At 55.7% G+C, this 16,615-nt stretch carries 13 protein-coding genes and 1 riboswitch; of the genes, 8 read left to right on the plus strand and 5 right to left on the minus strand.

Translation table 11 applies throughout. From position 1 onward, the window contains the following. Positions 1 to 88 precede the first annotated feature (88 nt). The 3 genes from ACOTXR_RS19500 to argE form a co-directional block, all read right to left on the minus strand. Positions 89 to 850: an AraC family transcriptional regulator gene (locus ACOTXR_RS19500; protein ID WP_023331593.1), complete on the minus strand. Its 762-nt coding sequence runs from the start codon at positions 848 to 850 to the stop codon at positions 89 to 91. A gap of 56 nt (positions 851 to 906) precedes the next feature. Beyond that, on the minus strand, positions 907 to 3,558 hold the full coding sequence (gene ppc, locus ACOTXR_RS19505) for a phosphoenolpyruvate carboxylase (protein WP_014885691.1): 2,652 nt from the start codon (positions 3,556 to 3,558) through the stop codon (positions 907 to 909). A gap of 307 nt (positions 3,559 to 3,865) precedes the next feature. Continuing rightward, a complete protein-coding gene (gene argE, locus ACOTXR_RS19510; RefSeq protein ID WP_058690351.1) occupies positions 3,866 to 5,017 on the minus strand; it encodes an acetylornithine deacetylase in 1,152 nt (383 codons plus the stop codon). Between the two features lie 88 nt (positions 5,018 to 5,105). Here argE and argC point away from each other — a divergent pair, with 88 nt between their 5' ends. The 4 genes from argC to oxyR all read left to right on the plus strand — a co-directional run bounded on the left by argC (position 5,106) and on the right by oxyR (position 9,588). Continuing rightward, on the plus strand, positions 5,106 to 6,110 hold the full coding sequence (gene argC / locus ACOTXR_RS19515) for an N-acetyl-gamma-glutamyl-phosphate reductase (protein WP_058690352.1): 1,005 nt from the start codon (positions 5,106 to 5,108) through the stop codon (positions 6,108 to 6,110). A gap of 6 nt (positions 6,111 to 6,116) precedes the next feature. Further along, positions 6,117 to 6,893 (plus strand): acetylglutamate kinase, encoded by a 777-nt coding sequence (gene argB / locus ACOTXR_RS19520; RefSeq protein ID WP_086527814.1) that lies wholly within the window; start codon positions 6,117 to 6,119, stop codon positions 6,891 to 6,893. Between the two features lie 77 nt (positions 6,894 to 6,970). Continuing rightward, a complete protein-coding gene (argH, locus tag ACOTXR_RS19525) occupies positions 6,971 to 8,344 on the plus strand; it encodes an argininosuccinate lyase (RefSeq protein ID WP_047365887.1) in 1,374 nt (457 codons plus the stop codon). Positions 8,345 to 8,670: 326 nt separating this feature from the next. Beyond that, on the plus strand, positions 8,671 to 9,588 hold the full coding sequence (oxyR, locus tag ACOTXR_RS19530; protein WP_014885686.1) for a DNA-binding transcriptional regulator OxyR: 918 nt from the start codon (positions 8,671 to 8,673) through the stop codon (positions 9,586 to 9,588). On the opposite strand, the gene sthA is transcribed toward oxyR, so the two are convergent. Further along, positions 9,571 to 10,971: a Si-specific NAD(P)(+) transhydrogenase gene (sthA, locus tag ACOTXR_RS19535; RefSeq protein ID WP_014885685.1), complete on the minus strand. Its 1,401-nt coding sequence runs from the start codon at positions 10,969 to 10,971 to the stop codon at positions 9,571 to 9,573. The genes oxyR and sthA overlap by 18 nt on opposite strands. Before the next feature lie 196 nt (positions 10,972 to 11,167). Between sthA and fabR the strand changes: the two genes are divergently transcribed. Together fabR and ACOTXR_RS19545 are read left to right on the plus strand one after the other, a co-directional pair. Beyond that, positions 11,168 to 11,806 carry an HTH-type transcriptional repressor FabR gene (gene fabR / locus ACOTXR_RS19540; RefSeq protein WP_008501784.1) on the plus strand — a complete coding sequence of 213 codons (639 nt, stop codon included), beginning with the start codon at positions 11,168 to 11,170 and terminating at the stop codon, positions 11,804 to 11,806. Positions 11,807 to 11,815: 9 nt separating this feature from the next. Beyond that, positions 11,816 to 12,175 (plus strand): YijD family membrane protein, encoded by a 360-nt coding sequence (locus tag ACOTXR_RS19545; RefSeq protein WP_008501783.1) that lies wholly within the window; start codon positions 11,816 to 11,818, stop codon positions 12,173 to 12,175. A gap of 56 nt (positions 12,176 to 12,231) precedes the next feature. Here ACOTXR_RS19545 and trmA read toward each other — a convergent pair whose 3' ends face one another. After that, positions 12,232 to 13,332 (minus strand): tRNA (uridine(54)-C5)-methyltransferase TrmA, encoded by a 1,101-nt coding sequence (trmA, locus tag ACOTXR_RS19550; RefSeq protein WP_023331591.1) that lies wholly within the window; start codon positions 13,330 to 13,332, stop codon positions 12,232 to 12,234. 104 nt (positions 13,333 to 13,436) lie between these two features. After that, a riboswitch (cobalamin riboswitch) is annotated at positions 13,437 to 13,612 on the plus strand. 66 nt (positions 13,613 to 13,678) lie between these two features. Between trmA and btuB the strand changes: the two genes are divergently transcribed. Further along, positions 13,679 to 15,526 (plus strand): TonB-dependent vitamin B12 receptor BtuB, encoded by a 1,848-nt coding sequence (gene btuB / locus ACOTXR_RS19555; protein ID WP_078310242.1) that lies wholly within the window; start codon positions 13,679 to 13,681, stop codon positions 15,524 to 15,526. Then, positions 15,471 to 16,322 (plus strand): glutamate racemase, encoded by an 852-nt coding sequence (gene murI / locus ACOTXR_RS19560; protein WP_058690354.1) that lies wholly within the window; start codon positions 15,471 to 15,473, stop codon positions 16,320 to 16,322. Before btuB ends, murI begins: the two co-directional genes overlap by 56 nt. Positions 16,323 to 16,615 lie beyond the last annotated feature (293 nt).

A 16,615-nucleotide genomic window follows, 5' to 3' on the forward strand; every position in this document is an offset into this window, starting at 1 on the left:
CGCGGCAGAGTACGGCGGATACAGGTCAATTTTGCCAAATACTGGACAAATGTAATGTCCTTAGTGAAGTGAGAGAACGATCACAATGCTATTTTTTGGCGATCAGCTGGCTGTGATACTGACGACGATATTCGGAAGGGGAGCGCTCGGTGTGCTTACGAAAGAGACGGCAAAAGTAATTGCTGTCGGTAAATCCGCAGCGTGCGGCGATATCTTTAATTTTGAGGTCATAGCCTTTCAGCAGCTGGCGGGCGTGTTCCAGACGGGTCTGCGTCAGGTATTCATTGAACCCGACGTTCCCGGTCTTCTGAAAAAGGTGAGAGAGATAGTTAGGGGAAATATAAAATGCCCCGGCAACGGAATCCCGGGTCAGCGCCGAGGCATGGTTTTCGTCAATAAAGCGACGAACAGCTTCGAATAATGCGCGGCTGCGGCTATCAGTGTGGATATCACTGCCAAGCAGATCGCGGCAGTGGCTGAGCAGACTTAATATCACCAGCCTGGCCGTGTCCTGCTCAGTTGGCTGCATCTGCAGCTCATTGAGCGTTTGCAGGAGAAACGCGCCCGTCCGGGGTCCTCTTCTGGCAATCTGCTGCTGTTGTATAAGAGCGTTACCCCGGTAGAGCTGAAGCGTCAGCTGCTGTTTGCCGAAGCTTATTCTGAGCGAATTTGAAGAATGCAGCAGGACGTTCCCGGATGCGGAAAAGAAGGCTTCGCAGCGGGTTTCCAGGATAACTGAGAGACAAGGTGATGTGCGGTTATTCTCGGCAGGCGCGACAAAGTGCACTTGATCCAGGGGGAATGCGCCTTTAATCAGAGCCGTGAGGATGTGCGTAATATCGTGGAACATGTTTTGGATACCGGGGTATTGCCGGGTGGGCGCAAGCACCCCCCCGGCATAGCGGATTAGCCCGTGTTACGCATACCCGCCGCAACGCCCGCAATCGTCACCATCAGCGCCTGCTCAACGCGAGGATCCGGCTCTTTACCTTCTTCTTCCGCCAGACGAGAACGGTGCAGCAGCTCTGCCTGCAGGACGTTCAGCGGGTCGGTGTAGATGTTACGCAGCTGGATAGACTCGGCGATCCACGGCAGGTCCGCCATCAGGTGTGAGTCGTTGGCGATATCCAGCACCACTTTGATGTCGCCTTCCAGCAGTTCGCGCAGCTCTTTACCCAGCGCCCACAGCTCAGGCTTAACCAGACGCTGATCGTAGTATTCCGCCAGCCACAGGTCAGCTTTCGAGAAGACCATCTCCAGCATACCCAGACGGGTAGAGAAGAATGGCCAGTCGCGGCACATGGTTTCCAGTTCGTTCTGTTTACCGTCTTCCACCACTTTCTGCAGCGCGGCACCGGCACCCAGCCAGGCAGGCAGCATCAAACGGTTCTGCGTCCAGGCGAAAATCCATGGAATCGCGCGCAGTGACTCTACGCCGCCGGTCGGGCGACGCTTCGCCGGACGCGAGCCCAGCGGCAGTTTACCCAGTTCCTGCTCAGGTGTTGCCGAGCGGAAGTAAGGCACAAAATCTTTGTTTTCACGCACGTAGCCACGGTACAGATCGCAGGAGATCGCCGACAGTTCGTCCATGATATGGCACCAGGACGCTTTCGGCTCCGGCGGTGGCAGCAGGTTTGCTTCCAGAATGGCGCTGGTATAAAGCGACAGACTGCTGATGGTCACTTCCGGCAGGCCGTATTTGAAGCGGATCATCTCACCTTGCTCGGTCACGCGCAGGCCGCCTTTCAGGCTGCCCGGCGGCTGCGACAGCAGTGCCGCGTGTGCAGGCGCGCCGCCGCGGCCGATTGAGCCACCGCGTCCGTGGAACAGCGTCAGCTCAATACCGGCTTTCTCGCAGGTTTTAATCAGTGCATCCTGCGCCTGATACTGCGCCCAGGATGCCGCCATCACGCCCGCATCTTTGGCGGAGTCGGAATAGCCAATCATCACCATCTGCTTGCCCTGAATAAAGCCGCGATACCAGTCGATGTTCAGCAACTGGGTCATCACGTCGTTGGCGTTGTTCAGGTCATCGAGGGTTTCAAACAGCGGTGCCACCGGCAGGGCATAGTCGATGCCCGCTTCTTTCAGAAGCAGATGAACGGCCAGCACGTCGGATGGGGTCTTCGCCATGGAGATCACATAGGCGGCCACCGATCCTTTCGGTGCGTCCACGATCGCTTTACAGGTGTTGAGCACCTCGCGGGTTTCGTTGCTTGGCTCCCAGTTGCGTGGCAACAGAGGGCGCTTGGAATTCAGTTCGCGGATCAGGAATGCCTGTTTGTCGGCTTCGGACCAGCTTTCATAGTCGCCGATGCCGAGATAGCGGGTCAGTTCACCCAGCGCTTCGGTATGGCGGGTACTTTCCTGACGTACGTCGATACGCACCAGTGGCACGCCGAAACATTTCACGCGGCGCAGGGTGTCGAGCAGTTCGCCGTTAGCGATGATGCCCATCCCGCAGGCCTGGAGTGATTTATAACAGGCGTACAGCGGTTCCCAGAGCTGTTCGTTCTGGCTGAGCAGGCCTTCCGGCTTCGGCAGACGCTGGCCTTTCAGGCGCGCTTCCAGCCAGGCTTGAGTCGCCATCAGCTGACCGCGCAGTTTTTTCATCAGGAAACGGTACGGCTCGCTGGCACCTTCTTCACCAGCCAGCGCGCGCAGTTCCGGCGTCGCTTCGACCATCGACAGTTCGGAAATCAGCACCTGAATATCTTTCAGGAACAAATCGGTCGCTTTCCAGCGGCTCAGCAACAGAACGTGACGGGTGATTTCCGCAGTGACGTTCGGGTTGCCGTCGCGGTCGCCGCCCATCCAGGAGGTGAAGCGTACCGGCACAAAGTCGACCGGCAGGCGGTAGCCGAGGTTCTCTTCCAGCTGTTCGTTCAGCTCGCGCAGGTAGTTCGGCACCCCTTCCCACAGGCTGTTTTCCACCACCGCAAAGCCCCATTTGGCTTCGTCGACCGGGCTGGGGCGTTGCTTACGAATTTCGTCGGTATGCCAGGACTGAGCAATCAGCTGGCGCAGACGGCGCATCAGCTGGTTGCGTTCATAGTCGGCGATGTCTTTGTTATCCAGCTGCTTGAGGCAGTTGTTCACTTCCACCATTTTGTGGATCAGGGTTCGACGGGTGATCTCGGTTGGGTGAGCGGTCAGAACCAGCTCCAGCGAGAGAGACTCCACCGCTTTTTTGATGGTGGCTTCGGTGAGATCGGGCTGGTCTTTCAGTTTACGCAGCGTACGGGCAATCACTTCCGGGTTGCTGGCAGCTTCGCCATTAGGCGAAATGCTGTGGTATTGCTCAGCGGTGTTGGCCAGGTTCAGGAACTGGCTGAAGGCACGGGCAACGGGCAGCAGCTCATCGTTGGAGAGGTTCTGCAAGGTGGTGAGCAGTTCCTGACGGCTGGCCTCGTTACCGGCACGGGAAGATTTAGACAGCTTGCGGATGGTTTCAACGCGTTCGAGGATGTTTTCCCCCAACGCATCTTTGATGGTATCTCCAAGCACTTTGCCGAGCATACTGACATTACTACGCAACGCGGAATATTGTTCGTTCATAAAAACCCAGTCACCCCATCATTTTTGTTTATGCCCATGCGAAAATCTGCTGGACAATATTTTGTCATCTCCCTTTATAAAGCCACGTAAAACCCCCGTCGTCAATTGCTGCGAAAACGGTTCAGCAAACGAATAAATGCGGGCAATTTACGAAATTTAATTCGCATTGCGTCAGATAAGAGATGCTTATGGGAATGTGACGGAGATCGCGGGATTTACTCCCCTCACCCTGCCCTCTCCCCAAAGGGGAGAGGGTGTTCAAATTCCCTCTCCCCTTTGGGGAGAGGGGTAGGGTGAGGGGCAGTTTTTAATGCCAGCAGAAGTGGTGCACAACCTGGGTAATCAACTCGCGAGTGGGCTTGATGAAGCGGGTTTCCAGATACTCATCCGGCTGGTGCGCCTGGTTAATGGAGCCAGGGCCAAGGACCAGCGTCGGACACAGCGTCTGAATGAACGGCGCTTCGGTGCAGTAGTTCACCACGTCGGTTTTTTCACCAAGCAGTTTTTCCACCACTTCAACCAGCTGGTGATCCGGAGGGCACTCATAACCCGGGATCGGCGGATGCAGTTCGGAGACCGTCAGGCGGCCCGGCCAGCGCTCGCTCACCGGGGCCAGTGCTTCATTCAGCAAGCCGTCGAGATCGCTCAGCGTCATACCCGGCAGCGGGCGGATATCCATATGCAGTTCGCAGCAGGCGCAGATACGGTTGGAGGCATCGCCGCCGTGCAGGCTGCCGAGGTTTAGGGTCGGATACGGCACGGTGAACGCGTCATAGTGATAACGTTCTTTCAGCGAGTCGCGCAGGGTCATGATGCGGCCGATGGCGTCATGCATCAGCTCAATCGCATTTACGCCGCGCGCCGGATCGCTGGAGTGGCCGGACTGGCCCAGCACGCGCACGGCCGTCGAGATATGGCCTTTATGCGCGCGAATCGGTTGCAGTGAAGTCGGTTCGCCGATAATGGCGCAATCCGGGCGAATCGACGTGTTTTCAGAGAAGTAGCGCGCGCCCGCCATGCTGGTCTCTTCGTCGGCGGTCGCCAGAATGTAGAGCGGCTTTTTCAGTTTTGTCACGTTCACGTCACGCAGCGCGTCGAGGATAAAGGCGAAGAAGCCTTTCATGTCGGCGGTGCCGAGACCATAGAGTTTGTTGTCGTGCTCGGTCAGGGTGAACGGATCGCGAGTCCAGCGGCCATCGTCAAACGGCACGGTGTCGGTATGACCGGCAAGCAGCAGGCCGCCCGCACCGGTTCCGGTGCTGGCCAGCAGGTTAAATTTATGACGGGTTCCGGGGACGGGCTGTACCTCAACGTTAAACCCAAGATCGCTAAACCAACCCGCCAGCAGATTGATTAAAGACTCATTGCTTTGATCCAGCGCTTCTTCCGTTGCACTGATGGACGGTGTGGCAATCAGGGCGCGGTAGATCTCGATAAATGGCGGTAAGTTCATTTTCATTGTTGACACACCTTAGGTCGTGATAGTATCAATATTCATGCAATAAATGTGAATAAAAATACATTAACGTTGAGCATAAAGGAACCCGATGTTGAATACGCTGATTGTAGGCGCTAGCGGTTATGCGGGCGCAGAGCTTGTAAGCTACGTGAATCGCCATCCACATATGACCATAACCGCTTTGACCGTGTCAGCGCAAAGCAATGATGCAGGAAAGTTAATTTCCGATTTGCATCCGTGGCTTTTGGGCATTGTCGATCTGCCGCTGCAGCCGATGTCTGACATCAGTGAGTTCACCGACGGCGTTGACGTGGTGTTTTTAGCCACTGCGCACGAAGTCAGTCATGACCTGGCACCGCAGTTCCTGGCAGCCGGCTGCGTGGTGTTCGATCTCTCCGGTGCGTTCCGCGTTAACGACGGCGCGTTCTACGAAAAATATTACGGTTTCACCCATCAGCACCCCGATCTGCTTGAAAAAGCGGTTTACGGCCTGGCGGAGTGGAGAACAGACAAACTCAAAGAAGCGGATCTGATTGCCGTGCCGGGCTGCTACCCGACGGCGGCGCAACTTTCCCTGAAACCGCTGATCGACGCAGGTCTGCTGGATCTGAACCAGTGGCCGGTGATCAACGCCACCAGCGGCGTGAGCGGAGCAGGGCGCAAAGCGGCGATCTCTAATAGCTTCTGCGAAGTGAGCCTTCAGCCGTATGGCGTGTTTAATCACCGCCATCACCCTGAAATCACGACGCATCTGGGTACGGACGTCATTTTCACGCCGCATCTGGGCAGCTTCCCGCGCGGGATCCTTGAAACCATCACCTGCCGCCTGAAACCGGGCGTGACCAAAGAGCAGGTAAGCGAGGTCTTCACGCAGGCGTATGCGGATAAACCGCTGGTGCGTCTGTATGACAAAGGCGTGCCGGCGCTGAAAAACGTGGTCGGGCTGCCGTTCTGCGACATCGGCTTTGCCGTACAGGGCGAGCACCTGATTGTGGTCGCTGCAGAAGATAACTTACTCAAAGGCGCTGCCGCACAGGCAATGCAGTGTGCAAATATTCGTTTCGGCTTCCCTGAAACGCAGGCTCTTATTTAAGGTGTGATGATGAACCCATTAATTATCAAACTCGGTGGTGTACTGCTGGACAGCGAAGAAGCGCTGGAGCGTCTGTTTACCGCGCTGGTGAACTATCGTGAATCACACCAACGTCCGCTGGTGATTGTGCACGGCGGCGGCTGCGTGGTAGATGAGCTGATGAAAGGGCTCAACCTGCCGGTGAAAAAGAAAAACGGCCTGCGCGTCACGCCCGCTGACCAGATTGACATCATTACCGGCGCGCTGGCGGGAACGGCGAACAAAACGCTGCTGGCATGGGCGAAGAAACATCATATCGCCTCCGTTGGCCTCTGTCTGGGGGATGGCGACAGCGTAAAAGTGACCCAGCTCGATGAAGAGCTCGGCCACGTTGGACTGGCGCAGCCGGGTTCGCCTAAGCTGATTAACACGCTGCTGGAAGGTGGTTTCCTGCCAGTGGTGAGCTCTATCGGCGTGACCGAAGAGGGCGAGCTAATGAACGTTAACGCGGATCAGGCGGCAACGGCTCTGGCGGCTACGCTGGGCGCAGACCTGATCCTGCTTTCCGACGTGAGCGGCATTCTGGACGGCAAAGGCCAGCGCATCGCGGAAATGACCGCGGCCAAAGCCGAACAGCTGATCGCGCAGGGCATCATTACTGACGGCATGATCGTCAAAGTGAACGCCGCGCTGGATGCCGCTCGCACGCTGGGTCGCCCGGTGGATATCGCCTCCTGGCGTCACGCGGAACAACTGCCGGCGCTGTTTAACGGCACGCCGATTGGCACGCGTATTTTAGCGTAATCGATTTAATGTTTTGTAGGCCCGGTAAGCGCAGCGTCACCGGGCAGTGAAATTCAAAGATATTAAGGAAGCATGTTATGGCACTTTGGGGTGGGCGTTTTACACAGGCAGCGGATCAGCGGTTCAAACAGTTCAATGACTCTTTGCGCTTCGACTACCGCCTGGCCGAACAGGATATTGTCGGCTCTGTGGCCTGGTCCAAAGCGCTGGTGACCGTTGGCGTGCTGACCGCAGAGGAGCAGCTACAACTGGAAGAGGCGCTGAATAACCTTCTGGAAGAGGTGCGTCTGGATCCGCAGCAAATCCTGCAGAGCGATGCCGAGGATATTCACAGCTGGGTGGAAGGCAAACTTATCGACAAAGTCGGTCAGTTGGGTAAAAAGCTACACACCGGCCGTAGCCGTAACGACCAGGTTGCGACCGACCTGAAGCTGTGGTGTAAAGAGACCGTTGGCGAGCTGCTGGCAGCTAACCGTCAGCTGCAGAGCGCGCTGGTAGAGACCGCGCAGAACAACCAGGACGCCGTGATGCCGGGCTATACCCACCTGCAACGCGCGCAGCCGGTGACCTTTGCCCACTGGTGTCTGGCCTATGTTGAGATGCTGGCGCGTGACGAAAGCCGTCTGCAGGACACCCTGAAACGTCTGGATGTTAGCCCACTGGGCAGCGGCGCGCTGGCCGGTACCGCGTATGAAATCGACCGTGAGCAGCTGGCAGGCTGGCTGGGCTTTGCCTCTGCCACCCGTAACAGCTTGGACAGCGTGTCTGACCGTGACCATGTACTGGAGCTGCTCTCCAATGCGTCTATCGGGATGGTGCATCTGTCGCGCTTTGCCGAAGACCTGATCTTCTTTAACTCCGGTGAAGCCGGTTTTGTGGAGCTGTCCGACCGCGTGACGTCCGGATCTTCCCTGATGCCGCAGAAGAAAAACCCGGACGCGCTGGAGCTGATTCGCGGCAAGTGTGGCCGTGTGCAGGGCGCACTTACCGGTATGATGATGACCCTGAAAGGGCTGCCACTGGCTTATAACAAAGATATGCAGGAAGACAAAGAAGGGCTGTTCGACGCGCTCGACACCTGGCTGGATTGTCTGCATATGGGTGCGCTGGTGCTGGATGGCATTCAGGTGAAACGTCCGCGCTGCCAGGAAGCGGCGCAGCAGGGGTATGCCAACTCCACCGAGCTGGCGGATTACCTGGTCGCGAAGGGCGTACCGTTCCGTGAAGCGCACCATATTGTGGGCGAAGCGGTGGTGGAAGCCATTCGTCAGGGTAAACCACTGGAAGACCTGGCGCTTGCTGACCTGCAGAAGTTCAGTGCGGCTATCGGGGAGGATGTCTATCCGATTCTGGCGCTGCAATCCTGCCTGGATAAGCGTGCCGCGAAAGGCGGCGTGTCGCCGAAGCAGGTCGCGCAGGCGATTACGGATGCGAAAAACCGGTTGGTTTGATCGGTGCGGGTGGGTGCCCTCACCCCGGCCCTCTCCCACAGGGAGAGGGAGCAAACACTAAAAATGGCAACTTCGGTTGCCATTTTGCGTTTACCTCGGGCTTTTTTGCGCAAAAAAAAAGCGGACCACGGGGTCCGCAAAAGTTCACGTTGGCTTTAGTTGTTCGAGTTTTGAGAGAAACTCGATGACGGTGCGGGGACGTCAAGGGTCAAACACGTGCCGCCTCGTCTATGTGGTGTATTATTCAACAGAAAGCTTGATAGGGATAATCGTTCGTTGCTATGCTATCTATCGCCATGAACTATCGTGGCGACGGAGGATGAATAATGAATATTCGTGATCTTGAATACCTGGTAGCGCTAGCCGAGCACCGCCATTTTCGCCGTGCTGCAGATTCCTGCCACGTCAGCCAGCCGACGCTGAGCGGTCAGATCCGCAAGCTGGAAGATGAGCTGGGCGTGATGCTGCTGGAGCGCACCAGTCGTAAGGTACTGTTCACCCAGGCCGGTTTGTTGCTGGTGGATCAGGCGCGCACCGTGCTGCGCGAGGTCAAAGTGCTCAAGGAAATGGCAAGCCAGCAGGGGGAAGCGATGTCCGGCCCACTGCATATTGGCCTGATCCCAACCGTTGGCCCGTATCTTTTGCCGCACATTATTCCAATGTTGCACCAGACTTTCCCAAAACTCGAAATGTACCTGCATGAAGCGCAAACCCATCAACTGCTGGCGCAGTTAGATAGCGGCAAGCTTGACTGCGCTATTCTGGCGCTGGTGAAAGAGAGCGAAGCGTTTATTGAAGTGCCGCTGTTCGATGAGCCAATGATGCTGGCGATCTATGAAGATCACCCGTGGGCGAACCGCGATCGCGTGCCGATGGCCGATCTGGCCGGTGAAAAGCTGCTGATGCTGGAAGATGGCCACTGTCTGCGCGATCAGGCAATGGGCTTTTGCTTTGAAGCGGGTGCCGACGAAGATACCCATTTCCGCGCAACCAGCCTGGAAACGCTGCGTAATATGGTGGCGGCGGGAAGCGGGATTACGCTGCTGCCTGCGCTGGCCGTGCCGCGCGAGCGTAAGCGTGATGGCGTGGTTTATCTGCCGTGCATTAAGCCGGAACCGCGTCGCACGATCGGCCTTGTTTATCGTCCGGGGTCACCGCTGCGCAGCCGCTATGAGCAGCTGGCAGAGGCCATCCGCGGTGCGATGGATGGCCATTTCGATAACGCGTTAAAACAGGCGGTTTAAGCCGTTCAGCGCGGCGACCCGATAGGCTTCCGCCATAGTCGGGTAGTTAAAGGTGGTGTTAACGAAGTACTCAATGGTGTTACCGCCGCCTTTTTGCTCCATAATCGCCTGGCCGATGTGAATGATTTCCGCCGCGCGTTCACCAAAGCAGTGAATGCCGAGGATCTCTTTCGTCTCGCGATGGAACAGGATTTTCAGCGTCCCCACGCTCATTCCGACAATTTGCGCCCGCGCCAGATGTTTAAACTGCGCGCGACCCACCTCATATGGCACTTTCATTGACGTCAGCTGCTGCTCGGTTTTCCCTACGGAACTGATTTCCGGAATGGTATAGATGCCGGTCGGGATATCTTCGATCAGATGCGCCGTCGCTTCACCTTTCACCAGCGCCTGTGCGGCAATACGGCCCTGGTCATAAGCGGCAGAGGCCAGGCTTGGGTAACCAATCACGTCGCCGACCGCGTAAACGTGCGGCAGGGCAGTCTGGTACATGCTGTTGACCTTCAGCTGACCGCGGCTGTCGGTCTCAAGTCCGATATTCTCCAGCTGCAGGGAATCGGTGTTGCCGGTACGACCGTTGGCGTACAGCAGGCAGTCCGCTTTCAGCTTCTTACCGGACTTGAGGTGCATGATCACACCGTCGTCGCAACCTTCAATCTTCTCGTACTCTTCGTTGTGGCGAATCACCACGCCGCTGTTCCAGAAGTGGTAGGAGAGAGAGTCTGACATCTCCTGATCGAGGAATGCCAGCAGGCGGTCGCGCGTGTTGATGAGATCAACTTTGACATCCATTCCGCGGAAGATCGACGCATATTCGCAGCCAATGACCCCTGCGCCATAGATAATGACGTGGCGGGGTTCATGGTGCAGGCTCAGAATCGAGTCGCTGTCGTAAACGCGCGGGTGCGAGAAGTCGACGTCGGCAGGGTGGTAAGGGCGCGATCCGCAGGCAATCACAAATTTTTCGGCGGTGAGGGTCTCAACCGAACCGTCGTGGCATTCAAGTGCCAGGGTGTGTTCATCCACAAAATGCGCGTTGCCCTGCAAAATCTCACAGTGGTTACGCTCATAAAACCCCTGGCGCATGCGCGTCTGCTGGTTAATGACGGTATCCGCATGATTCAGGATGTCGGCAAAGGAGGAACGAAGAAGTCGGGAGTGGTCGCTGTAAAGAGGGTTCTGGTTAAATTCGATAATGCGGCTAACGGCGTGGCGGAGGGCTTTTGAAGGGATGGTGCCCCAGTGGGTGCAACCGCCGCCGACATTATGGTAGCGCTCAATGACCGCTACTCTGGCTCCCTGTTTCACGAGACCCATAGCAGCGCCTTCGCCGCCGGGGCCGGAACCAATAACTATTGCGTCGTAATCGTAGGAATGTGGCATGGTAAGGCTTACCTGTTCTTATACATAAAAGCAACAGAATCATAACATCATTGCCAGGGTAACCCAATTATCGTTGTGCTTTTTTCCGGCAGTGGAGCACAAACCGCACGTAAACAATCATTCACAAAGCCAGGCAAACAGATTAATTTTATTCTCTGGTATAGTGCCAGCAGGCCTTTGGAAGGATTCAACTATCGTGATGGGCGTAAGAGCACAACAAAAAGAGAAAACCCGGCGTTCGCTGGTGGAAGCCGCATTCAGTCAACTGAGTGCCGAGCGGAGTTTTGCCAGTTTGAGCCTGCGCGAAGTCGCACGCGAGGCCGGGATTGCGCCAACGTCCTTCTATCGTCATTTCCGTGATGTGGATGAACTGGGCCTGACCATGGTCGATGAAAGCGGTCTGATGCTGCGCCAGCTGATGCGCCAGGCACGTCAGCGTATCGCCAAAGGGGGGAGCGTGATACGCACCTCCGTGTCGACCTTTATGGAATTTATTGGCAATAACCCCAACGCGTTTCGTCTGCTTTTGCGCGAGCGTTCGGGCACATCGGCGGCGTTTCGTGCCGCCGTCGCGCGTGAAATTCAGCACTTCATCGCGGAACTTGCCGACTATCTTGAACTCGAAAACCATATGCCGCGTGCGTTTACTGAAGCACAGGCTGAGGCGATGGTGACGATTGTTTTCAGCGCGGGTGCCGAAGCGCTGGATGTCAGCATTGAACAACGCAAACAGCTCGAAGAGCGACTGGTATTGCAGCTCAGGATGATCTCCAAAGGCGCGTACTACTGGTATCGCCGTGAACAAGAGAAACTGGCACATCAAACCGAAGAGTGAAGGTGAGTAATGAAACAGTCAGGTCAGGATAAAGGGACGCTGTTGCTGGCATTGATCGCTGGCTTATCCATTAATGGGACGTTTGCCGCTATTTTTAGCTCAATTGTTCCGTTTTCGATTTTCCCGCTTATTGCGCTGGTGCTGACGGTGTACTGCCTGCATCAACGTTACCTGAACCGCACCATGCCGGTGGGGTTACCGGGGCTGGCCGCTGCCTGCTTTATTCTGGGCGTATTGCTGTATAGCACCGTGGTGCGTGCGGAGTATCCGGATATCGGATCTAACTTCTTCCCTGCGGTACTGTCTGTGGCGCTGGTATTCTGGATTGGCTCGCGCATGCGTAGCCGTAAGAGCCAGTTACCAGAGTAATGAATTATTTGTAGGGCAGGTAAGCGAAGCGCCACCTGCCAAAAACGGCCTACAGATTACCGTGCGGTCAGTAAAACGCCGCACTCCATATGGTGCGTATATGGGAACTGATCGAACAGCGCCAGACGTTCAACGTTGTGCGTCTGGCTTAATGTTTCGAGGTTCTTGCACAGCGTCTCCGGGTTACAGGAGATGTACAAAATGCGCGGGTACGCCTGCACCATCTTTTCGGTTTCGCTGTCCAGGCCACTGCGCGGCGGGTCGACAAAAATCGTCTCACACTGGTAGCTCTTCAGGTCGATCCCTTCCAGGCGGTTAAACGCCCGCACGCCGTTCATGGCCTGCGTGAACTCTTCTGCGGCCATACGAATGATCTGCACGTTGTCGATATGGTTAGCGGCAATGTTGTACTGCGCGGCGGCAACTGACGGCTTGGCAATTTCGGTTGCCAGAACGCGATCAAAGTTACGTGCCAGGGCCAGGGAGAAGTTGCCATTACCGCAGTACAGCTCAAGCAGGTCGCCTTTAGATCCTTCCGTCGCCTTGAGCGCCCACTCCAGCATCTGCACGTTCATCGCGGCGTTCGGCTGAGTGAAGCTGTTCTCGACCTGACGATAAATCATCTCTTTACCCGCTACCGGCAAACGCTCATCGACGTAATCCTGATCCAGCATGATTTTGGTTTTGGTCGCGCGGCCAATCAGGTGGACATTGATGTTCTGCGCACGCAGCGCATCGCGCAGGGCTTCTGCCTGTTCGCGCCATTCGTCGGTCAGCGCTTTGTGGTAGAGCAGAGAGACAATCGCCTGATTGCTTTGCGTGGTCAGATAGTCAATCTGGAACAGCTTATGACGCAGCACCGGATTATCGCGCACACCGTCAATGATCAGGGTCATCAGTTGGTTGATGAGCTCACTCGCCGCCGGGAAGCTGTCCACGCGAATGCGGGATTTCGTCTGCTGATCGAAAATGATGTGGTACAGGTCATCTCCGTCGTGCCAGATGCGGAACTCGGCGCGCATGCGGTAGTGGCTGACGGGAGAGCGGAACACCTCGGGAACGGGCGCGTTGAACGGCGTCATCATACTTTGCAGGCGGACGACTTTCTCTGCCAGCTGCGCGTCGTACTGTTCTGTCGGGAGGTGTTCTGGGGTCATGATGCGTCCTGAGTGATAAAGAATTACGCGGGGATTGTAGGCATTGTGCAGGGGATGTCCAGATTTAATGGCTCATAGCTGTCTGGACATCTATACGTGTCTAATTGTAGCATTCTGTTTCCGGTCTCCTGAGAGTGAAAAGGGAATCCAGTGTAATTCTGGAGCTGACGCGCAGCGGTAAAGACTGGCGGGATGAACGTTGTAGACACTGTGAAAATGGGAAGTCTTCATCCGTATAACGCCACCTAGCCCGAAGACCTGCCGGGATCACGTCGCATTTGGTTTCATCATCGCGTGCTATCGATGGGGCCTGCGGCATCCTTCTTATATTGTGGATGCTTTAACAATGATTAAAAAAGTATCGCTGTTGACGGCGCTGTCCGTCACGGCATTTTCGAGCTGGGCGCAGGATAGCGCCGACTCGTTGGTGGTGACGGCAAATCGTTTTGAACAACCTGAAAAAACTATTCTGGCGGCAACCTCCGTTGTCACGCGTGCCGATATTGACCGTTGGCAATCAACCTCAGTCCTGGATGTTATGCGTCGCCTGCCCGGTGTGGATACGGCGCAAAGTGGTGGGATGGGTCAACTCTCTTCTCTCTTTATACGTGGTACCAACTCCAGCCACGTCCTGATTCTCGTTGATGGCATCCGTCTTAACCAGGCGGGCGTCACGGGATCGTCCGATCTCAGCCAGTTCCCCATCGCTCTGGTGCAGCGTATCGAATACGTTCGTGGCCCGCGTTCGGCAGTGTATGGCTCGGATGCGATTGGTGGCGTAGTGAACATCATCACCACCCGCGCAAAGGACGGTACGACCCTGAATGCAGGCGTAGGATCGCACGGTTACCAAAACTATGGCGGCAGCACTCAGCAGACGCTGGGTGACAGCACGCGCGTCACGCTTGCGGGTGATTACACCTATACCAAAGGTTTCGATGTGGTCGCGGACGGCAACAATGGTGGCCTTGCCCAGACCGATCGCGACGGCTTTATGAATAAAACGCTCTATGGCGCAGTGGATCACGCATTCTCAGACCAGTGGAGCGGATTTGTTCGCGGCTTTGGCTACAGCAACCGTACGGCCTACGACGGTTATTACAGTTCATTTACGCCTGACGTACTGGTCGATACCCGTCAGCTCTATAGCCAGACCTGGGATGCAGGATTGCGCTTCAACGATGACATCTTCCATTCACAGCTGCTCACCAGCTATAGCCACAGCAAGGACTATAACTACGACCCGAGTTTGGGCCGTTACGATTCGACTGCGACACTGGATGAAATCAAACAGTACAACGTCCAGTGGCTCAACTCTGTTGATGTGGGTCACGGGAACATTGGCGCGGGCGTTGACTGGCAGAAGCAGAGCACTGAACCGGGTACAAACTATGTGACCAACGGCTATGACTTGCGTAACACCGGCGTTTACCTGACGGGGTTGCAGCAGTTTGGTGATGTCACTCTGGAAGGGGCAGTTCGCAGCGATGACAACTCTCAGTTTGGTCGTCATGGCACCTGGCAAAGCAGTGCAGCGTGGGAGTTCGTGGACGGTTACCGCTTCATTGCCTCTTATGGTACGGCCTATAAAGCACCGAATCTGGGGCAACTCTATGGCTTCTATGGCAATGACCATCTTGATCCCGAAGAGAGCAAGCAGTGGGAAGGCGCGTTTGAAGGCCTGACTGCGGGGGTGAGCTGGCGCGTTTCCGGCTACCGTAATGACGTTGATAATCTCATCGACTTCAATAATAACCTCCAGCAATATTACAACGTCGGTAAAGCACGCATTAAAGGTGTGGAAGCGACAGCATCGTTTGATACGGGTCCGTTGACGCATACTGTGGGCTACGACTATGTGGATGCCCGCAATGCAGCAACCAACGAACTTCTGGACCGTCGTGCTAAGCAGCAGGTGAAATATCAGCTCGATACGCAGATCTATGATTTCGACTGGAGCCTGACTTATCACTATCTCGGTACGCGTTACGACACTGACTTTGGTACTTATCCGTCAGAGAAAGTAAAAATGGGTGGTGTCAGCCTGTGGGATGTCGCAGTTTCGTATCCTGTCACCTCACACCTCACAGTTCGTGGTAAAATAGCCAACCTGTTCGATAAAGATTACGAGACAGTTTATGGCTACCAAACTGCAGGACGGGAATACACCTTGTCTGGCAGCTACACCTTCTAATCCGCGTCCCACCGTGCTGGTATTTGATTCCGGCGTCGGTGGGCTTTCGGTCTATGATGAGATTCGGCATCTCCTGCCGGATCTCCATTACATTTACGCTTTCGATAACGTCGCGTTCCCGTACGGGGAAAAGAGTGAGGACTTTATCGTCGAGCGCGTGGTTGAAATCGTCACTGCAGTGCAAAAGCGCTATCCCCTTGCACTGGCCGTCATCGCCTGTAATACGGCGAGCACCGTTTCCCTTCCCGCCCTGCGTGAAAAATTCCCGTTCCCGGTTGTGGGCGTCGTGCCTGCAATCAAGCCTGCGGCACGTTTGACGGCGAACGGCATTGTGGGGTTGCTGGCCACGCGAGGTACGGTAAAGCGCCCATATACCCGCGAGCTGATCGAGCGTTTTGCTAACGAATGCCAGATTGCGATGCTCGGTTCGGCAGAGCTGGTGGAGATGGCCGAAGCGAAATTGCATGGACAGGCGGTATCACTCGACGAGCTGCGTCGTATTCTTCGTCCATGGTTGCGGATGCTCGAACCCCCGGATACGGTTGTGCTCGGCTGCACCCACTTCCCGTTACTACAGGAAGAGCTGTTAGAGGTACTACCGGAGGGAACACGGCTGGTGGATTCCGGTGCGGCTATCGCGCGTCGTACGGCCTGGCTGCTGGAACATGAAGCGCCTGATGCGAAATCAGCCGATGCGAATATTGCTTTTTGTATGGCAATTACGAAAGAGACTGAGCAACTTTTACCCGTTTTACGCCGTTATGGCTTTCAAACGCTCGAAAAACTGGCGCTATAGCACGGTTTTGAGCAAAAAAGAGACGGTTGAAAGTTTTTTTTAAAAGAGGGGTTGTCAACGTCTGAGAACTCCCTATAATGCGCCTCCACTGACACGGAACAACGGCTTACAGGCCGCCGGGTTAGCGGGGTTCAGAGATGAGCGCCAACAGAGAAAAGCAAAAATAATCGCTTGACTCTGAATGAGGAAAACGTAATATACGGGACCTCGCAACGGTGAGCTGAAAGCCGCGTTGCAACTGCTCTTTAACAATTTATCAGACAATCTGTGTGGGCACTCAAAGTGACATGGAT

The organism is Enterobacter cloacae complex sp. IR53030 (genome assembly GCF_049238365.1).
GTDB lineage: Bacteria > Pseudomonadota > Gammaproteobacteria > Enterobacterales > Enterobacteriaceae > Enterobacter > Enterobacter kobei.